Here is a 16268-nt window from a genome sequence, read left to right on the forward strand (position 1 = left end):
CGCATCACCCGTCCCGAAGGAGAGAGAAACAGCGTGGTCGACACTTCCCCCGGATCAGACAGCAGCTCAGCGGACGAGTTCCGCATCGAGCACGACACGATGGGCGAGGTGCGGGTCCCCCGGGATGCGCTGTACGCGGCCCAGACGCAGCGCGCCGTCGAGAACTTCCCCATCTCCGGCCGCGGCCTCGAGCCCGCGCAGATCCAGGCGCTCGCCCGCATCAAGCGCGCCGCGGCGATCGTGAACGGCGAGATGGGCATCATCGACGCCGACGTGTCGGCCGCCATCGTGTCGGCCGCCGACGAGGTGGCCGGCGGATCCCACCACGAGCACTTCCCGATCGACGTGTACCAGACGGGCTCCGGCACGAGCTCGAACATGAACATGAACGAGGTCCTCGCGGCCCTCGCGACCGCGTCGCTCGGGAAGCCCGTGCACCCGAACGACCACGTCAACGCGTCGCAGTCGTCGAACGACGTCTTTCCGACCTCGGTGCACGTGGCCGTCACGGGCGCGCTCCTCGCCGAGCTGATCCCCGCGCTCGAGCACCTCGCGGAGGTACTCGAGGCCAAGGCCGGCGCGTGGAAGGGGCTCGTCAAGGCGGGCCGCACGCACCTCATGGACGCGACGCCCGTCACGTTCGGCCAGGAGTTCGCGGGCTACGCGCGCCAGATCCGCCTCGGCATCGAGCGCGTGCGCACCGCGCTCCCCCGCGTCGCGGAGGTCCCGCTCGGCGGCACCGCCACGGGCACCGGCATCAACACGCCGCTCGGCTTCCCGCAGAAGGTGATCCGCGTGCTCGCGGACGACACCGGCCTGCCCATCACCGAGGCGCTCGACCACTTCGAGGCGCAGGGTGCGCGCGACGGCCTCGTCGACGCGTCCGGCGCCCTACGCACGCTCGCGGTGAGCCTCACCAAGATCTGCAACGACATCCGCTGGATGGGGTCGGGCCCGAACACGGGCCTCGGCGAGCTGCACATCCCCGACCTCCAGCCCGGGTCCTCGATCATGCCCGGCAAGGTCAACCCGGTGATCCCCGAGGCCGTGCTCATGGTCTGCGCGCGCGTCATCGGCAACGACGCCACCGTCGCGTGGGCGGGCGCCTCCGGCCTCTTCGAGCTCAACGTCGCGATCCCCGTCATGGGCTCGTCGATGCTCGAGTCGATCCGCATCCTCGCCTCCTCCACGCGCCTGCTCGCCAACAGGACCGTCGACGGCCTGCGCGTCAACGAGGAGCACGCGCGGGCGCTCGCGGAGTCGTCGCCGTCGATCGTCACGCCGCTCAACCGCATCATCGGCTACGAGGCCGCGGCGAAGATCGCGAAGCACTCGGTCGCCCAGAAGATGACGGTGCGCGAGGCCGTCGTCGACCTCGGCTACGTCGAGCGCGGCGAGATCACCGAGGACCAGCTCGATGCGGGCCTCGACGTGCTGCGGATGACGGCGCCCGGCCTCTAGGGGCAGCGCATGACCGCCGAGCCCGGATCCTCCCGCACCCCGCACGCCGGCCTCGTCGCTGTCGATGCCGCCATAGCCGCCCACCCGCTGTCATCAGATCGGGTGACGCGTGCCCACGCGATCATCGAGACGTCCGACCGCGACGACAGGGCATCCGTCGAAGCACGGCTGGCCGACGCGGACCTCCCCGGTCTCGCGGAGCTCGGGAGGATCCAGGTGCGCCACTCGCTCAGCTGGTGGCGGCTGCACCGCCGACGTCGGCGGATCCTCGCCCGACTCGACCGCTAGCCGCACCGACGCCGACGGGCGCCGCTCCCCTCGGGGACCGGCGCCCGTCGTCATGCGCGGAGCGGGTGGATCACACGGGGTCGCCGTCGAGCAGCCCCGTGACGAGCGCCGCGATGGCGCTCCGCTCCGAGCGGGTGAGCGTGATGTGCCCGAACAGCTCGTGGCCCTTGAGCGTCTCGATGACGCTCGCGACGCCGTCGTGCCGCCCGACGCGGAGGTTGTCGCGCTGCGCGACGTCGTGCGTGAGCACCACGCGCGAGTTCTGGCCGATGCGGCTGAGCACCGTGAGCAGCACGTTGCGCTCGAGCGACTGCGCCTCGTCGACGATCACGAACGCGTCGTGCAGCGAGCGCCCGCGGATGTGGGTGAGCGGCAGCACCTCGAGGATCCCGCGCTCCACCACCTCGTCCATGACGTTCTGCGAGACGACCGACCCGAGGGTGTCGAACACGGCCTGCGCCCACGGGTTCATCTTCTCGGCGGCGTCGCCCGGCAGGTAGCCGAGCTCCTGTCCGCCGACCGCGTACAGCGGCCGGAACACCATGATCTTGCGGTGCTGCTGCTTCTCCAGCACCGCCTCGAGCGCGGCGCACAGGGCGAGCGCCGACTTGCCGGTGCCGGCGCTGCCGCCGAGGGACACGATTCCCACCTCGCGGTCGAGCAGGAGGTCGATCGCGAGCCGCTGCTCGGCCGAGCGGCCCTTGAGGCCGAACACCTCGCGGTCGCCGCGGACCAGGTTGACCGTGCCGCGGCGGACGACGCGGCCGAGGGCGGATCCGCGGTCGGAGTGCAGCACGACGCCGGTGTTCACGGGCAGGTCCTGCACGACGCGCGTCTGCAGCGTCTCGCCGTCGTAGAGGTCGGCCATCTGCTCGCTGGAGAGCGTGACGTCGGCCATGCCGGTCCAGCCGCTGTCCACGGCGAGCTCGGCGCGGTACTCCTCGGCCATGAGCCCGATGGAGGCGGCCTTCACGCGCAGCGGCATGTCCTTCGAGACGACCGTGACCGCGAGGCCCTCGGTCGACAGGTTGAGCGCGACCGCGAGGATCCGCGAGTCGTTGTCGCCGAGCTGCAGGCCGTTCGGGAGCGCGGCCATGCTGGAGTGGTTGAGCTCCACGCGCAGCGTGCCGCCGGCCTCGCCCACCTCGATGGGGAAGTCGAGCCGCTCGTGCTCCTCGCGGAGCTGGTCGAGGAGGCGGAGGGCCTGGCGCGCGAAGTAGCCGATCTCCGGGTCGTTCCGCTTCGACTCGAGCTCCGTGATGACGATGACCGGGATCACCACCGCGTGCTCGGCGAAGCGGAAGAGCGCACGCGGGTCGGACAGGAGGACGGAGGTGTCGAGCACGTACGTGCGCTCGGCCTGCGGCGTCTCCTCCCCCCGGCTCGCGCGTCGTGCGGTGCTGCTCTGGCTGTCCATCGGGGCCACGGGCCACTCCATCCCCGAGCGGTCGCGCTCGGATCCTGACGGCGATCGGGCCACGGTGGCGAGAAGAGATCCTGCGGCCCTCTCGATCGGGCGCCATGCCCGATGAGTGCGAACCTACGTCGCCCACCGTCGCCGTGACCAGAGCGACGCGGGTCCGGATGTGTCGCGGACATTAACTCTTCCTCCGCGCGCGCCGGGCGGCGTCGGAGGAGCCGTCAGGAGCCGAAGCGGCGCTGGCGCGAGGAGTAGTCGCGGAGGGCGCGGAGGAAGTCGACCTCGCGGAGGTCCGGGCCCAGCGCCTCCATGAAGTAGAGCTCGCTGTGCGCCGACTGCCACAGCATGAAGTCGCTGATGCGCTGCTCGCCCGAGGTGCGGATCACGAGGTCGGGATCCGGCTGCCCGCTCGTGTACAGGTGCTCGCCGATGAGGTCGGGCGTGAGGAGCGCCGCGAGATCCTCCAGCGTGCCGCCGGCCAGGTGGTGCTGCTGCACGATGCTGCGCATGGCGTCGGCGATCTCGGTGCGCCCGCCGTAGCCCACGGCCAGGTTGATGTGGAGGCCCCCGTTGCCCTGGGAGCGCTCCTCGGAGGCGTCGAGCCGGGCGATGAGCTCCGGCGGCAGGCCCTCGTCGGATCCGACGTGCTTGACGCGCCAGTCGCGGTGCTTGGAAAGGTCCTCCGCGAGCTCCCCGATGATGTCGATGAGCGCGGTGAGCTCGGCGCTGCCACGGCCCGTCAGGTTGTCGGTGGAGAGCAGGTAGAGGGTGGTGACCTTGATGTCGAGGTCGTCGCACCACTCGAGGAACTCGAGGAACTTGGCCGCTCCCGCGCGGTGCCCGTGGGCCGCGGACTCGAGCCCGAGCTGGCGGGCCCAGCGGCGGTTGCCGTCGAGGATCATCGCGATGTGGTGCGGCAGCGCGTTCCGGTCGAGGCCGCGGCGGATGCGCTTCTGGTACGCCCGGTAAAGCAGACCGCGCCACGGTCGGATCGGCTTCTCTCGCACGCAGGCAACGCTATCCCACGCGCCCGTGAGCCCGGATCGCCCGCCCGGCTGACGTCCCCCGAGCTGTCCTACACTCGCAGGATGACGCGCGACGCCTCCTCCCCCGGACCGCTCGGCAGGCCGGAGGGCGAGACGCCCGAGGACGAGGCGCACGTCCCGCACCTCCCGCTCGTCGAGGACGCGCAGGACGTCGGCCCGGAGCCCAAGCCCACCTGGCGCGGCTGGCTGCACGCGGGCATGACCCCGGTGGCGCTCGTGCTCGGGATCGTGCTCATCGCGGCCGCAGAGGGGGCCGCGGCGAAGATCGCGTGCGCCGTGTTCGTGGCGTCGTCGCTGCTGCTGTTCGGCGTCTCGGCCGTCTACCACCGTTTCGACTGGTCGCCGCGGGCGAGGATCCTCCTCAAGCGGATGGACCACGCCAACATCTTCCTGCTCATCGCGGGCTCGTACACGCCCATCACCGTGCTCGCGCTGCCGCACGGGAAGTCGGTGCTGCTGCTCTGGCTGGTGTGGTCGGGCGCCGCGCTCGGCGTGCTCTTCCGCGTGCTCTGGATCCACGCCCCGCGCTGGCTCTACGTGCTGCTCTACCTCGTGCTCGGCTACGCGTCGCTCGTGTTCATCGTCGACTTCTTCCGGGCCGACGCGGCGATGATGACGCTCATCCTCGCGGGCGGCCTCGCCTACACGGTGGGCGCGGTGGCGTACGCGCTGAAGCGGCCGAACCCCTGGCCCGGCCGCTTCGGCTTCCACGAGATCTTCCACGCGTTCACCCTGGTGGCGTTCCTCTGCCACTGGACGGGCATCTTCCTGGTGGCGACGCACCCGCCCGTCGTCTGACCGGGCGGGTGCGTCGGCGCCCGCTACAGGTAGGGCTGCACGTTCTCCGTGTAGGCGCTCGTGAGCTGCGTCGCGGCGGCGGGGAAAACTGCCGCTGGGTCCGCATCCTGCGTGAGGATCTGCGACCACGGCTGCTGCAGGTACGTGTCGCCGTTGGGGATCAGCGTGCGCGCCCAGTCCTGCGAGCGCACGTGCTCGAGGCTGTCGTACACGGTGCGGAACGCCGGGTTCGAGGCCCAGAAGCCCGTGAGGTCGGACGACTGGCCGGCCGAGGTGCGCACGGGAGCGTAGCCCGTCTTCTTGGCGAAGGCGACCTGCTGGTCGACCTCCGTGACGTGCTTGATGAACATGGCCGCCGCGAGCTGCTGCTCCTTGGTCTTGCTGCCGATCACCGCGAGGCCCGTGCCGCCCGTGGGCACGAACCGGCCCTGCGGTCCGCCCGGCAGGACGCCCGTGCCGATGGGGAACTTGGCGCTCGCGGTGACGATGCCGACCGCGCCCGCCGAGGCGATGGTGCAGGGTGCGAGGCCGCCCGCGAAGTCGACCGCGGTGTCGCCGCTGGCCGCCGCCACGTTCGCGATCTTCGAGTCGAAGACGAGGCCGCGCGCGTAGCGGGCCGCCTCGAGCGTCTCCGGCTGGTCGAGCTTCAGGTCCCAGCCGTCGGAGTACTGGCCGCCGCGGCCCCACAGGACGTTGCTCATCGCCCAGGTGCCGATGGATCCCTGCGGCAGGCGGACGGCGGGCGTGCCGCCGGTCGCCTTCATGATGGTGGGCGCCCACTCCTCGAGCTCGGCCCAGGTGTCGGGCGCGCGGTCGGGGAGGCCGGCCTTCTGCCAGATCGACTTGTCGTAGTAGAAGATCGGCGTCGAGCGGGCGTACGGCACCGCGTACCGCGCACCGTTGTAGAGGTAGTCGTCGAGGAACACCTTGTTGAAGTCGTCGAGCTCGAAGCCGAGGTGCGACATGAGGCCGTCCATCGCGATCGACTGCTTGTTGACCATGTAGCGGAACCACCACGTGTCGCTCGCGTTCACCATGTCGGGCATGCTGTCGGTGCCCGCGGCGGCCTGCAGCTTCTGCGCGATCTCGTCGTAGCTCGCGCCGCCCGTCACCACGTTCACGGTGATGCCGGTCTTCGCGAGGAAGTCCGCCGCGAACTGCGCCTCGAGGTCGGACGTCTGGCCGGGGTGCGTGGTCCACCAGGTGATGTCGGTGGCGGGCTGGATCCCGTCCCAGTCGGTGTCGGGGGCCGCGGTGGCCGCCGTGTCGCCGCCGACCGACGGGCCGGAGCAGGCCGCGAGGAGCGCGGTGCCGCCGAGGACGGCGCCGAGCTTCAGCATGTCGCGGCGGCGGAGGGAGCTGTCGGCCGCGGCGCCGAACGCCGAGCGGGGGTCGATGGGCATGGTTCTCCTGGGGTTCGGGGATGCGGGTCGAGCGGGAGGGAGGGACGGGTGTCGAGAGGGGGAGGCGCGTCAGCCGGTCACGGCGCCGGCGGTGAGGCCGCCGACGATGCGCCGCTGGAAGACGAGGAAGACCGCGAGCACGGGGATCGTGACGATGACGGTGCCCGCCATGAGCACGCCCCAGTTGGTGATGCCCGTGGTGTCCTGGAGCAGGGTGAGGCCGACGGGCAGCGTCATCATGCGCGGGTCGGTCGTGACGAGGAGCGGCCAGAGGTAGTCGTTCCACTCGCCGACGATGGAGACCAGCGCGACGGCGGCGATCGTGGGGCCCGACATGGGGATCACGAACGACCACAGGCGGCGGAGGTGCCCGACGCCGTCCATCGCGGCGGCCTCCAGCACGGAGCCCGGCAGCGTGAGGAAGTGCTGGCGGAAGAGGAACGTGCCGTACGCGCTCGCGACGCCGGGGAGGATGAGGCCGGGGTAGGTGTTGATCCAGCCGAGGCCCGCGATGACCTGGTAGTTCGGGATCATCACGATCTGCTGCGGCACGAGGAGCGCGAGGATCACGACGCCGAACCACACCTTCGTGAACGGCACGCGGATGAAGACGAGCGCGTACGCGGTCATGAGGCCGAGCAGCACCTTGAGGCCCGAGCCGACGATCGTCTTCACGAGGCTGTTGGTCGCGAGCGTGGAGAAGGAGACCGTGTCGGACGCGGTCGCGTAGTTCGTCGGGGCGAACGACGACGGCAGGATCTTCAGCGGCAGCGAGTAGATCTCGCCGAAGTCCTTGAAGCTCGTGAGCACCATCCACACGAGCGGCAGGAGCATGACGACGACCGCGAGAGCGAGGGCGAGGTACGTGCCGGCGAGGGGCGGGCGCGTGGATCCGGACACGTCCGGACGACGGCGGCTGCCGCGCGGACGGCGGATCCCCGCGGGGACCCCCGCGGGCTCGGGGCGGGCGATGGTCGTGGTCACGAGTAGTGCACCTTCCGCTGGACGACGACGAGCTGGACGAGCGTGACGACGAGCAGGACGAGGAAGAGGATCGTGGCGACGGCCGAGGAGTAGCCGGCCCGTCCGGCCACGAAGCCCTCGTGGAAGATCTGGTACATCATCGTGGTCGTGCCCTGCAGCGGGCCGCCCTTGGTCATGGCGCTGATGAGGTCGAAGGTCTGCAGCGAGCTGAGCAGCGTCGTCACGCTGAGGAAGAACGTGGTCGGGCTGAGCAGCGGCAGCACCACGCGGAGGAAGGTGCGGATGCGGCCGGCGCCGTCGAGCGCCGCCGCGTCGAGCAGGTCCTTCGGCACCGCCTGGAGGCCCGCGAGGTAGATGAGCGCGCAGTAGCCGAGGTCGCGCCACACCTGCACGGTCGTGACCATCGCGAGGGCGGCGGCCGGGTCGCTGTACCAGTCCGGCGACGGCAGCCCGATGAGCTGCAGCCCCGCGGAGACCAGGCCGAAGTTCGGGTCGAACACGTAGAGCCAGAGGAAGCCGACCGCGACGCCGGAGAGCACGTACGGCGCGACGATGATGGTGCGCACGGGGCCGCGCAGCCGGATCCGCCGGTTCAGCAGCACGGCGACGCCGAGGCCCAGCGCCATCGAGCCGACCACCGTGACGCCGGTGAAGATGAGCGTGACCCGGATGACGGTGGGCGTCTGCGGGTCCTGGAACCACGCGACGTAGTTGGCGAGGCCGACCTCGCGCGCGATCGACGAGCCGATGTTCCACTGCAGCGTCGAGTAGTAGAAGGACTCGAGGAGCGGCTTGTACGTGAACACCGCGAGCAGCAGCACGTTGGGGCCGACGAAGGCGAGGAACAGCAGGCCATCGCGCAGTCGGCCCGGGCGGCGACGGCGCGGACGCGCAGCGGCGTCCGCACGCGTGGAGGCCGGGAGGGCCGGCGTCGACGCCGCTCCGGGCGGCGGTTCGACCCGGGTGGGCGCGGGGGCATGCGTCATGTCGGGCTCCTCATGCGGCTCACGAGAGGGAACGTTCCCTCCGCGCCTCGCAAACGTAGGCACGGATGGTTAATCGCGGACGACCAGCGCATTGCGGGCGGGCAGACGAGCGACGGCCGGCATCCCCCCCCCCCCCGACGGGGGACGACGGCGGGCGATCGGGTTCGTCGCCCGCTGCGACGGGTGGCCGCGGGCGGTCCGGGCGTGGGATCCCGCCCGGCGGCGACACCGCGGCGTGCCGGTGGAGGGCATGGAGGATGGCATGGCGGTGGAGCTCCGTCCTCGGGTGCAGCCCGAGGCTAGGGAGCGGGTGGAGCCGACGGACGCGCACGTCCACAGCGAGCGAACGACGGCGCCCCCGGACGGGGGCTCAGCTCAGCCGCGGAGCGGGACCGCCCGGTCGGACGGGGGCGCAGCTCAGGCGCGGGGCGGGACCGCCGGGTCGTCCGGATCCGCGGCGCCCTCGGCGTCACCGGCCGCGGTGCCCGTCGTCCGGGGGTCGCGCTCGGGCGCGGAGTCGCGGGCGAGGTCGGCCTCGAGCTTCTCCGCCTCCAGGCGCCCGCGGATCTCCTCGCGGTAGCGGGTGCGGCGGATCCTGCGCGTCATGTCCACCATGAGCAGCAGCACCACGACGGCCACGAAGAAGATCGCGATGAAGCCGATCGGGCCGGGCGAGACGGTGTCCGGGTCGAACTCCGCGGTGGGCGTGGGGCTCGGCGTGGTCGTCACGGCCGTGGCCAGACGCAGGACGAGGTCGGCGCCCATCACGCGACGGCCGCCTGGTCCTCGTCGACGATCCCGGCGAAGAGGTCGTGCTCCTCGTCGGGCGCGTCGACGCGCGACTCCACGAGCTGGAAGTCCTCGAACGGCCACGCCCGCTGCTGCAGGTCGCGCGGCCAGCGGAAGAACGAGCTGTCGGGCGCCACCTGGCTCGCGTGCGAGAGCAGCGCGCGGTCGCGCGCCTCGAAGTGGTCGGCGACGTGGACGTGCGTGGTCGCGAGGTCGGGACGGTCCCCCATCCAGTCGAGCATCTCGTCGACGGCCTCGAGCATCTCGGGGGCCGCGTCGGCGGCGACCAGGTGCTCGCGCACGGCGCGGATCTTGGCGCCGTTGAAGATCCGGTCGAAGTAGAGCTTCGAGATCTCCCACGGCTCGCCCGCGTCGGGGTAGGAGCCCGCGACTCCGGACTCGCGCCACGCCTCCATCGCGATGACGTGCGCCTGGATGTGGTCGGGGTGCGGGTAGCCGCCGTTCTCGTCGTACGCCACGAGGACGTGCGGGCGGAACTCGCGCACCAGGCGGACGAGCGGCTCGGCCGACACCTCCACCGGGATGCTCGCGAAAGCCGCGGGCGGCAGCGAGCCGTCCTCGCGCGCCATGCCCGAGTCGACGTAGCCGAGCCAGCGGTGCTGGACGCCCATGACGGCCTGCGCGCGCGCCATCTCGATGCGGCGGAGCCCCGGCAGGTCACGCTCGGCCATCGCGCGCTCGGCGAGCCCCTCGTTGAGGATGTCGCCGGCCTCGCCGCCCGTGCAGCTGACGACCATGATCTCGGCGCCCTGCTTCGTGTAGTGGGTGTACGTCGCCGCGCCCTTGCTGGACTCGTCGTCGGGGTGGGCGTGCACGGCCATGAGGCGCAGGGTCACGGGGCTCCAAGGGTGGGGAATGTAGTCTGGACACCCAGAGTACAAGGTGCGTGTGGAGGAGCAGCCGTGACGACCGAGTCCCGCTCCCCCGCCCCCGCGGCGCCGCACGCGGACGACGACGAGACCGTCGAGCACCGCGTCCCCGCCCACCGGTCGTCGCCCGCGCTCGACGAGCGGTACGGACGCACGCGCCCCGCGCGGATCCGCCAGCGCTGGCTCTACGGGATCGTCGGCGGCCTGGTCGCCGTGGTGTTCGGCGCGTGGGTGCTGTGGGCGGGTCTCGACCAGGCGTCAGGATCCATCGACGCCACCGATCGCGCCTTCGACATCGTCGACGCCCGCACCATCGACGTGACCTTCTCCGTCGTGATGCCCGCCGGCACGCAGGCCTTCTGCGCGGTGCAGGCGCAGGACGAGCAGCGGTCCATCGTCGGCTGGAAGGTCGTCGAGCTGCCGGCCCAGGACGGCTTCGAGCGCATGGAGACGGTGCGGCTCCGCACCACCGGTCCCGCGGTGACCGGGTTGATCCACAGCTGCTGGCCCGCCTAGAGTGGGGGATTCGCCTCGACGGTTCCGTCGGGGCGTCCGTGCGAGTGCAAGGAGTCCATCGTGGCGCAGGAGCAGGCAGTCACCTGGCTGACCCAGGAGGCGTTCGACCGCCTCAGCAGGGAGCTCGACACCCTCAGCGTGCAGGGCCGCGAGGAGATCGCGAAGAAGATCGAGATCGCCCGCGAGGAGGGCGACCTCAAGGAGAACGGCGGCTACCACGCCGCCAAGGAGGAGCAGGGCAAGATCGAGGCGCGCATCCGCCAGCTCACGCAGCTGCTGCGGACGGCCGAGGTCGGCGACGCCCCCGAGAGCCACGGCGTCGTGGAGCCCGGCACCGTCGTCACCGCGCTCATCGCCGGCGACGAGACGAAGTTCCTGCTCGGGAACCGCGAGATCGCGGGCGACAGCGACCTCGACGTCTACAGCGAGCAGTCGCCGCTCGGCGCCGCCATCATCGGCTGGGAGGTCGGGCAGAAGGGCGCGTACACCGCGCCGAACGGCCGCGAGATCCCCGTCGAGATCCAGGCCGTGGAGAACTACACGCCGTAGGGCACGACGTCATCACGACGAGAGGGGACGCGGACCGCATGGTCCGCGTCCCCTCTCTCGTTCTCCTGCGGCGTGCCGGGTGCGTCAGTCGCGCTGGAGGCGCGGGTCGTACCCCGCGTCGCGGAGGCGCTGGACGACCTCGCCCGTGTGCTCGGGTCCGCGCGTCTCCACGCTCACCTCGAGCTCGACCTCGCTGATCTGCAGGCCGCGGCCGTGGCGCGTGTGCAGCACCTCGACGACGTTCGCGTTCGCCTCGGAGATGATCTGCGAGGTGCGCGCGAGCTGTCCCGGGCGGTCGGGCAGCATGATCCGCAGCTTCACGTAGCGGTCGCTCGCGGCGAGGCCCCGGCTGATGACGCGCTCCATCATGAGCGGGTCGATGTTGCCGCCCGAGAGGATCACGACGGTGCGGCCGGCGTCCTCCACGAGCCCGGCGAGGATCGCCGCGACGCCCACGGCGCCCGCGGGCTCGACCACGAGCTTCGCGCGCTCGAGCAGCAGCAGCAGGGCGCGCGCGGTGTCGTCGTCCTCGACCGTGACGACCTCGTCGACGCTGTCGCGGATGATGTCGAAGTTCAGCAGGCCCGGCTTCGCGACCGCGATGCCGTCGGCGATCGTCGGCGTGATCTCGATCTCGGTCGCGCGGCCCGCGGCGAGGGACGGCGGGTAGGCGGCCGCGTTCCGCGCCTGGACGCCGACGACGCGGATGGTGCGGCCCTCCTCGGCGGCGCGCAGCTTGAGCGCGGTCGCGACGCCGGAGATGAGGCCGCCGCCGCCGATCGGCACGACGACCGTCTCGACGGCCGGCGTCTGGTCGAGGATCTCGAGGCCGAGCGTGGCCTGGCCGGTGATGACGTCCACGTGGTCGAAGGGCGGGATGAGCACCGCGCCCGTCTGCGCCGCGAACTCGGCCGCGGCCAGCAGCGGCTCGGCGACCGTGTGCCCGCGGAGGATGACCTCGGCGCCGTACTGGCGCGTGGCCTGGAGCTTCGGCAGCGCGACGCCGACGGGCATGAAGATCGTGGCGCGGATCCCGAGCTCGCGGGCCGCGAACGCGACGCCCTGCGCGTGGTTGCCGGCGGACGCGGCCACGACGCCGCGGGCCTTCTCCTCGTCGGTGAGGCGCGAGATCCGGTTGTAGGCGCCGCGGATCTTGTACGACCCGGTGCGCTGCAGGTTTTCGCACTTGAGGTGCACGGGGCTGCCGAGGATCTCCGCGAGGAAGCGCGAGGACTCCATCGGCGTCACCTCGGCGACACGGCTGACGACCTCGCGGGCGGCCTCGATGCGCGCGAGCGTGGGCGCGGATCCGCGGGGCAGCTCCTGCGCGAGCGCGGCGGCCTCCTCCCCCAGCTGCGACGGGTCGAGCTCGTCGCCGACGGCGCGCAGGTGCGGGAGGTCGGCGTGCGGGGCGGCGGCGGCCTCCTCGGCGGGGGTCCGGGCGGGGGCGGCGTCGGTCATGAGGTGCGCTTCCTGGGGCGGGGACGGCGGGTGGCGTGCGATGCGTCGGCGGGGACGGCGGGAGGCGGCGGCTCGGGTTGCCCGCGCCACGCCCCGCTGGCGACGTGCTTGACCATGGAGTTGAGCGTCGCGACGAGCGGCACGGCGAAGAAGGTGCCCGCGATGCCGGCGACCATGCCGCCCGCGGCCACGGAGAGCACGACCGCGAGCGGGTGCACCTTGACGACCGAGCCCATGATGAGCGGCTGCAGGACGTGGCCCTCGATCTGCTGCACGAGGAGCACGATGCCCACCATGATGAGCGCCTGCGTCAGCCCGTTGTAGACGAGCGCGACGAACACGGCGAGCGTGCCGGTGACGACCGCGCCGACGATCGGGATGAACGAGCCGAGGAACACCAGCACGCCGATGGGGATCGCGAGCGGCACCCCGATGATCGCGGCGCCCCCGGCGATGCCGACCGCGTCGATGAGCGCGACGAGCACCTGCACCTTCACGAAGTTCTGCAGCGTGGTCCAGCCGGCCTTGCCCGCGCCGTCGACGGCCGGGCGCGCGAGCCGCGGGAACAGCCGCACGACCCAGCGCCACATGCCCGCGCCGTCGATGAGGATGAAGAGGGTCGAGAAGAGCACCAGCAGCACGCCCGTGAGCACGTGGCCGAGCGACGAAGTCACGGAGAGCGCGCCGCTGAGGAGGGCGCCCGCGTCCCGCTGGACGGCGTCGACCGCCTGCGCGTACGCGTCGTTGAGCTGCTGCTCGGACAGCTGGAGCGGCCCGTCGGTGAGGAAGCCGCGGAGGTCGGCGTAGCGGGTGAGCGTCTGCGCGCGGATGGAGTCGTACTGGCCGATGATCTGCGTCGTCACGAGGTACACGAGCGCGGCGACGGCGACGATGACGCCGATCTCGGAGATCGCGACGGCCAGCCACTTGGGCACGTGGTGGCGCTGCATCCAGTTCGAGATGGGCACCAGGAGGGCCGCGAGCACGACGGCGAGGAACAGCGGGATGACGACGTACTCCAGCTGGATCACGAGCCACGCCACGACGCCGAGCACGCCGAGGATGAGGAGCAGGCGCCACGCCCACGCGCCCGCGATGACCATGCCGGGCGGGACGGACTCGGCGACGGTGCGCGAGATGGGCTGCGGGGCGTCGATGTCGGGATCGGCGCGGCGCTCCCCCGCACGGGCGTCCGCCGCGGCGCGGGCTCGGGATCGCAGGCCGAAGATCATGCTGGGAGTCTAGGACGGGCCTCCCGTGCGGCAGCGCCCCGCGGGGCCGGTGCCGCCCGGTCGGGGGTCGCCGCTAGCGTCGCACCATGGCCGACACCGTCTCCCCCGCCCTCGCCCGACGCGTGGCCCTGGCGGCGCAGGGGCTCGGCCGGCCGCAGCCGGGAGCCGCGGGGACGCGTCGCCTGGCCGCGGAGATCCGGCGCCTCGGCCTGCTGCAGATCGACTCCGTCAACGTCTTCGAGCGCAGCCACCACCTGCCGGTGCTCGCCCGCGTCGGGCCCTACGACCGCGCCGCGCTCGACCGGATGCTGTTCGGCGGCGGCGGCGCGTACACGGAGTACTGGGCGCATCAGGCCGCCGTGCTGCCCGTCGACGACCTGCCGCTGTTCGGCTGGCGGATGGAGGCGGAGCGCGCCCGTCGCGCGGCACCCGGCTCCTGGGCGCACGACCACGCCCCGCTCCTGGCCGAGGTGCGGGCCGAGCTCGCCCGCACGGGGCCGGTGCCCGCGAGCGCGATCGAGCACGAGTCCAACGTCCGCACGGGTCCGTGGTGGGGCTGGTCGGACGTGAAGCGCGCGCTCGAGGCCATGTTCGCGTGGGGCGAGATCGCGAGCGCCGGACGCCGCGGGTTCGAGCGGGTCTACGGGCTCGCGGAGGACGTGCTGCCCGCCGCCGTCCTCGGACGCGACGTGCCCGAGGAGGACGCCGTGCGGGAGCTCGTGCGCCGCGCCGCCGTCGCGCACGGCATCGGCACCGCCGCCGACCTCGGCGACTACCACCGCCTGTCCCGCGCCGCGACCGACCGGGCGCTGCGCGACCTCGCCGATGCGGGCGAGGTGCTGCCCGTCACCGTGCCCGGGTGGGAAGGACGCGGGAAGCCGCTGCCCGTGTGGCTGCACCGCGACGCGCGACTGCCCCGGCGGATCCGCGGCGAGGCCCTGCTCTCGCCCTTCGATCCCGTCGTGTGGTTCCGCGAGCGGGCGCTGCGCCTGTTCGACCTGCACTACCGGATCGAGATCTACACGCCGGCGGCGCAGCGCGTGCACGGCTACTACGTGCTGCCGGTGCTGGTGGACGACGAGATCGTCGCCCGGGTCGACCTCAAGAGCGACCGGCAGGCGGGCGTGCTGCGCGTGCAGGCGTCATGGATCGAGGGACGGCACGACCCCGGGGCCGTCGCCGAGCGGATCGCGCCGCTGCTCGAGCGGGCCGCCGCGTGGCAGGGGCTCGAGGGCGTCGGGGTCGTCGACCGCGGCACGCTCGCCGAGGCGTTGCGGGCGCACCTGCCGGCTGTCGCGGCCGCCCCCGTCGCGGATCGGGCGGGAGAGCGACCATGACCGCCTTCCCCACGACGCACGAGCTCGGCCGCATCGACGTCGTCACCCTCGAGGACGCTCCCGCCCTGAGCCGAGACGCACCGCTCGACCTCGATGCGGTGCAGGCGGCCTGGCCGGCCTTCGAGGCGGACTTCGACTCGCTGCGCGGCCGACGGATGATGGGACTCGTGTACGGCGGTGATCGCGTGTACCGCATGGCGTCGGTCCGACTCGAGCGCGACGACCCGGCTCCCGCGGACATGGACGAGACGATCGTCCCGGGCGGCGCCTACCTCCGGCTGCGACTCCGCGGGAGCGCCCCCGCCGTCTACGGGGAGATCGAGCCCGCCTTCGAGGTGCTGTTCGGCCTCGCGGACCACGACCCCGGGCGCCCCCACATCGAGCACTACCGCCGGGCGGGCGAGATCGACTGCCTCGTGCCGATCCGCTCGGCGGATCAGCGTCCGGGGTGAGGCCGGTCCGCTAGAACTGCACGCGGGGCGGCTCGGCGATGGACGCGAGGCTCGAGACCTCGTAGAAGTCCCGCTCGCCGAAGCCGAGGCCGCGCACGAAGAGCGTGTTCGGGAACTGCGTGATCTTGGTGTTCAGCTCGCGGACGCCGCCGTTGTAGAAGCGGCGCGACGCCTGGATCCGGTCCTCGGTGTCCACCAGCTCGCCCTGCAGCTGCAGGAACGTCTGGCTCGTCTGGAGCTGCGGGTACGCCTCGGCGACCGCGAACAACGACTTCATCGCGCCCTGCAGGTTCTCCTCGGCGGCGCTCGCCTCCGACGGGCTCGAGGCGCTGATCGTCTCGGTGCGGGCGGACGCGACCTTCTCGAACACCTTCTGCTCGTGGGTGGCGTAGCCCTTGACCGACTCGATGATGGTCGGCAGCAGGTCCGCGCGCCTCTTCAGCTGCACGGTGATGTCGCTCCACGCTTCGTCCACGCGGACGTTGAGGGTGACGAGGGCGTTGTACGTGGCCCAGAGGTAGATGCCGACGAGCACGGCCAGGAGCACGACGACTCCGAGCGCGATCCACAATTCCATGCTCAGGATCCTACGCGCGGGCCTGGGGAGGACCCCGGGGATCCGGGCCCGCGCACCCGTTCTGGGGGCGTCGCCCTGG

At 72.2% G+C, this 16268-nt stretch carries 17 protein-coding genes; 7 read left to right on the forward strand and 10 right to left on the reverse strand.

Annotated elements, in window-relative coordinates; all coding sequences use genetic code 11:
• Positions 1-33: 33 nt before the first annotated feature.
• On the forward strand, positions 34-1461 hold the full coding sequence (locus CMS_RS11925) for a class II fumarate hydratase (protein WP_012299691.1): 1428 nt from the start codon (positions 34-36) through the stop codon (positions 1459-1461).
• A 9-nt stretch (positions 1462-1470) separates the two neighbouring features.
• Positions 1471-1749, forward strand: a complete 279-nt coding sequence (locus CMS_RS11930) for a hypothetical protein (protein WP_041464663.1) — start codon at positions 1471-1473, stop codon at positions 1747-1749.
• A 70-nt stretch (positions 1750-1819) separates the two neighbouring features.
• On the opposite strand, the gene CMS_RS11935 is transcribed toward CMS_RS11930, so the two are convergent.
• Positions 1820-3166, reverse strand: coding sequence for a PhoH family protein (locus CMS_RS11935; RefSeq protein WP_049792010.1), 1347 nt, complete (start codon positions 3164-3166; stop codon positions 1820-1822).
• Between the two features lie 224 nt (positions 3167-3390).
• Positions 3391-4176: an isoprenyl transferase gene (locus tag CMS_RS11940; protein ID WP_012299693.1), complete on the reverse strand. Its 786-nt coding sequence runs from the start codon at positions 4174-4176 to the stop codon at positions 3391-3393.
• 81 nt (positions 4177-4257) lie between these two features.
• On the opposite strand from CMS_RS11940, the gene trhA reads away from it, so the two are divergent.
• Positions 4258-5013: a PAQR family membrane homeostasis protein TrhA gene (gene trhA / locus CMS_RS11945; RefSeq protein ID WP_012299694.1), complete on the forward strand. Its 756-nt coding sequence runs from the start codon at positions 4258-4260 to the stop codon at positions 5011-5013.
• Between the two features lie 23 nt (positions 5014-5036).
• Here trhA and CMS_RS11950 read toward each other — a convergent pair whose 3' ends face one another.
• From CMS_RS11950 to mca, 5 genes are all read right to left on the reverse strand, one after another.
• Complete coding sequence (locus tag CMS_RS11950; protein ID WP_041464664.1) at positions 5037-6416, reverse strand: extracellular solute-binding protein; 1380 nt, start codon at positions 6414-6416, stop codon at positions 5037-5039.
• A gap of 69 nt (positions 6417-6485) precedes the next feature.
• Complete coding sequence (locus CMS_RS11955; protein ID WP_041464665.1) at positions 6486-7400, reverse strand: carbohydrate ABC transporter permease; 915 nt, start codon at positions 7398-7400, stop codon at positions 6486-6488.
• Positions 7397-8386: a carbohydrate ABC transporter permease gene (locus CMS_RS11960; RefSeq protein WP_012299697.1), complete on the reverse strand. Its 990-nt coding sequence runs from the start codon at positions 8384-8386 to the stop codon at positions 7397-7399. Before CMS_RS11960 ends, CMS_RS11955 begins: the two co-directional genes overlap by 4 nt.
• A gap of 417 nt (positions 8387-8803) precedes the next feature.
• Positions 8804-9151 (reverse strand): hypothetical protein, encoded by a 348-nt coding sequence (locus tag CMS_RS11965; RefSeq protein ID WP_041464666.1) that lies wholly within the window; start codon positions 9149-9151, stop codon positions 8804-8806.
• Positions 9151-10032 carry a mycothiol conjugate amidase Mca gene (gene mca, locus CMS_RS11970; RefSeq protein ID WP_174270085.1) on the reverse strand — a complete coding sequence of 294 codons (882 nt, stop codon included), beginning with the start codon at positions 10030-10032 and terminating at the stop codon, positions 9151-9153. Before mca ends, CMS_RS11965 begins: the two co-directional genes overlap by 1 nt.
• A 66-nt stretch (positions 10033-10098) precedes the next feature.
• Between mca and CMS_RS11975 the strand changes: the two genes are divergently transcribed.
• Together CMS_RS11975 and greA are read left to right on the forward strand one after the other, a co-directional pair.
• A complete protein-coding gene (locus CMS_RS11975; protein WP_012299700.1) occupies positions 10099-10581 on the forward strand; it encodes a DUF4307 domain-containing protein in 483 nt (160 codons plus the stop codon).
• Between the two features lie 60 nt (positions 10582-10641).
• Positions 10642-11130 (forward strand): transcription elongation factor GreA, encoded by a 489-nt coding sequence (gene greA / locus CMS_RS11980; RefSeq protein ID WP_012299701.1) that lies wholly within the window; start codon positions 10642-10644, stop codon positions 11128-11130.
• An 84-nt stretch (positions 11131-11214) separates the two neighbouring features.
• On the opposite strand, the gene ilvA is transcribed toward greA, so the two are convergent.
• Both ilvA and CMS_RS11990 read right to left on the reverse strand, forming a co-directional pair.
• The gene (gene ilvA / locus CMS_RS11985) at positions 11215-12591 is read right to left on the reverse strand and encodes a threonine ammonia-lyase (RefSeq protein WP_012299702.1); all 1377 of its coding nucleotides are present in this window, start codon (positions 12589-12591) and stop codon (positions 11215-11217) included.
• Positions 12588-13823, reverse strand: coding sequence for an AI-2E family transporter (locus tag CMS_RS11990; protein WP_012299703.1), 1236 nt, complete (start codon positions 13821-13823; stop codon positions 12588-12590). The genes ilvA and CMS_RS11990 overlap by 4 nt, the downstream gene beginning before the upstream one ends.
• A gap of 86 nt (positions 13824-13909) precedes the next feature.
• Here CMS_RS11990 and CMS_RS11995 point away from each other — a divergent pair, with 86 nt between their 5' ends.
• Both CMS_RS11995 and CMS_RS12000 read left to right on the forward strand, forming a co-directional pair.
• Positions 13910-15160 carry a winged helix-turn-helix domain-containing protein gene (locus CMS_RS11995; RefSeq protein WP_049791935.1) on the forward strand — a complete coding sequence of 417 codons (1251 nt, stop codon included), beginning with the start codon at positions 13910-13912 and terminating at the stop codon, positions 15158-15160.
• Entirely contained in the window at positions 15157-15612 is a 456-nt protein-coding gene (locus tag CMS_RS12000; protein WP_012299705.1) for a hypothetical protein, read from the forward strand. Before CMS_RS11995 ends, CMS_RS12000 begins: the two co-directional genes overlap by 4 nt.
• A 10-nt stretch (positions 15613-15622) precedes the next feature.
• Here the strand turns inward: CMS_RS12000 and CMS_RS12005 are convergent, their stop codons facing one another.
• On the reverse strand, positions 15623-16189 hold the full coding sequence (locus CMS_RS12005) for a LemA family protein (protein WP_012299706.1): 567 nt from the start codon (positions 16187-16189) through the stop codon (positions 15623-15625).
• Positions 16190-16268: the final 79 nt, after the last annotated feature.

Source organism: Clavibacter sepedonicus (assembly GCF_000069225.1).
GTDB lineage: Bacteria > Actinomycetota > Actinomycetes > Actinomycetales > Microbacteriaceae > Clavibacter > Clavibacter sepedonicus.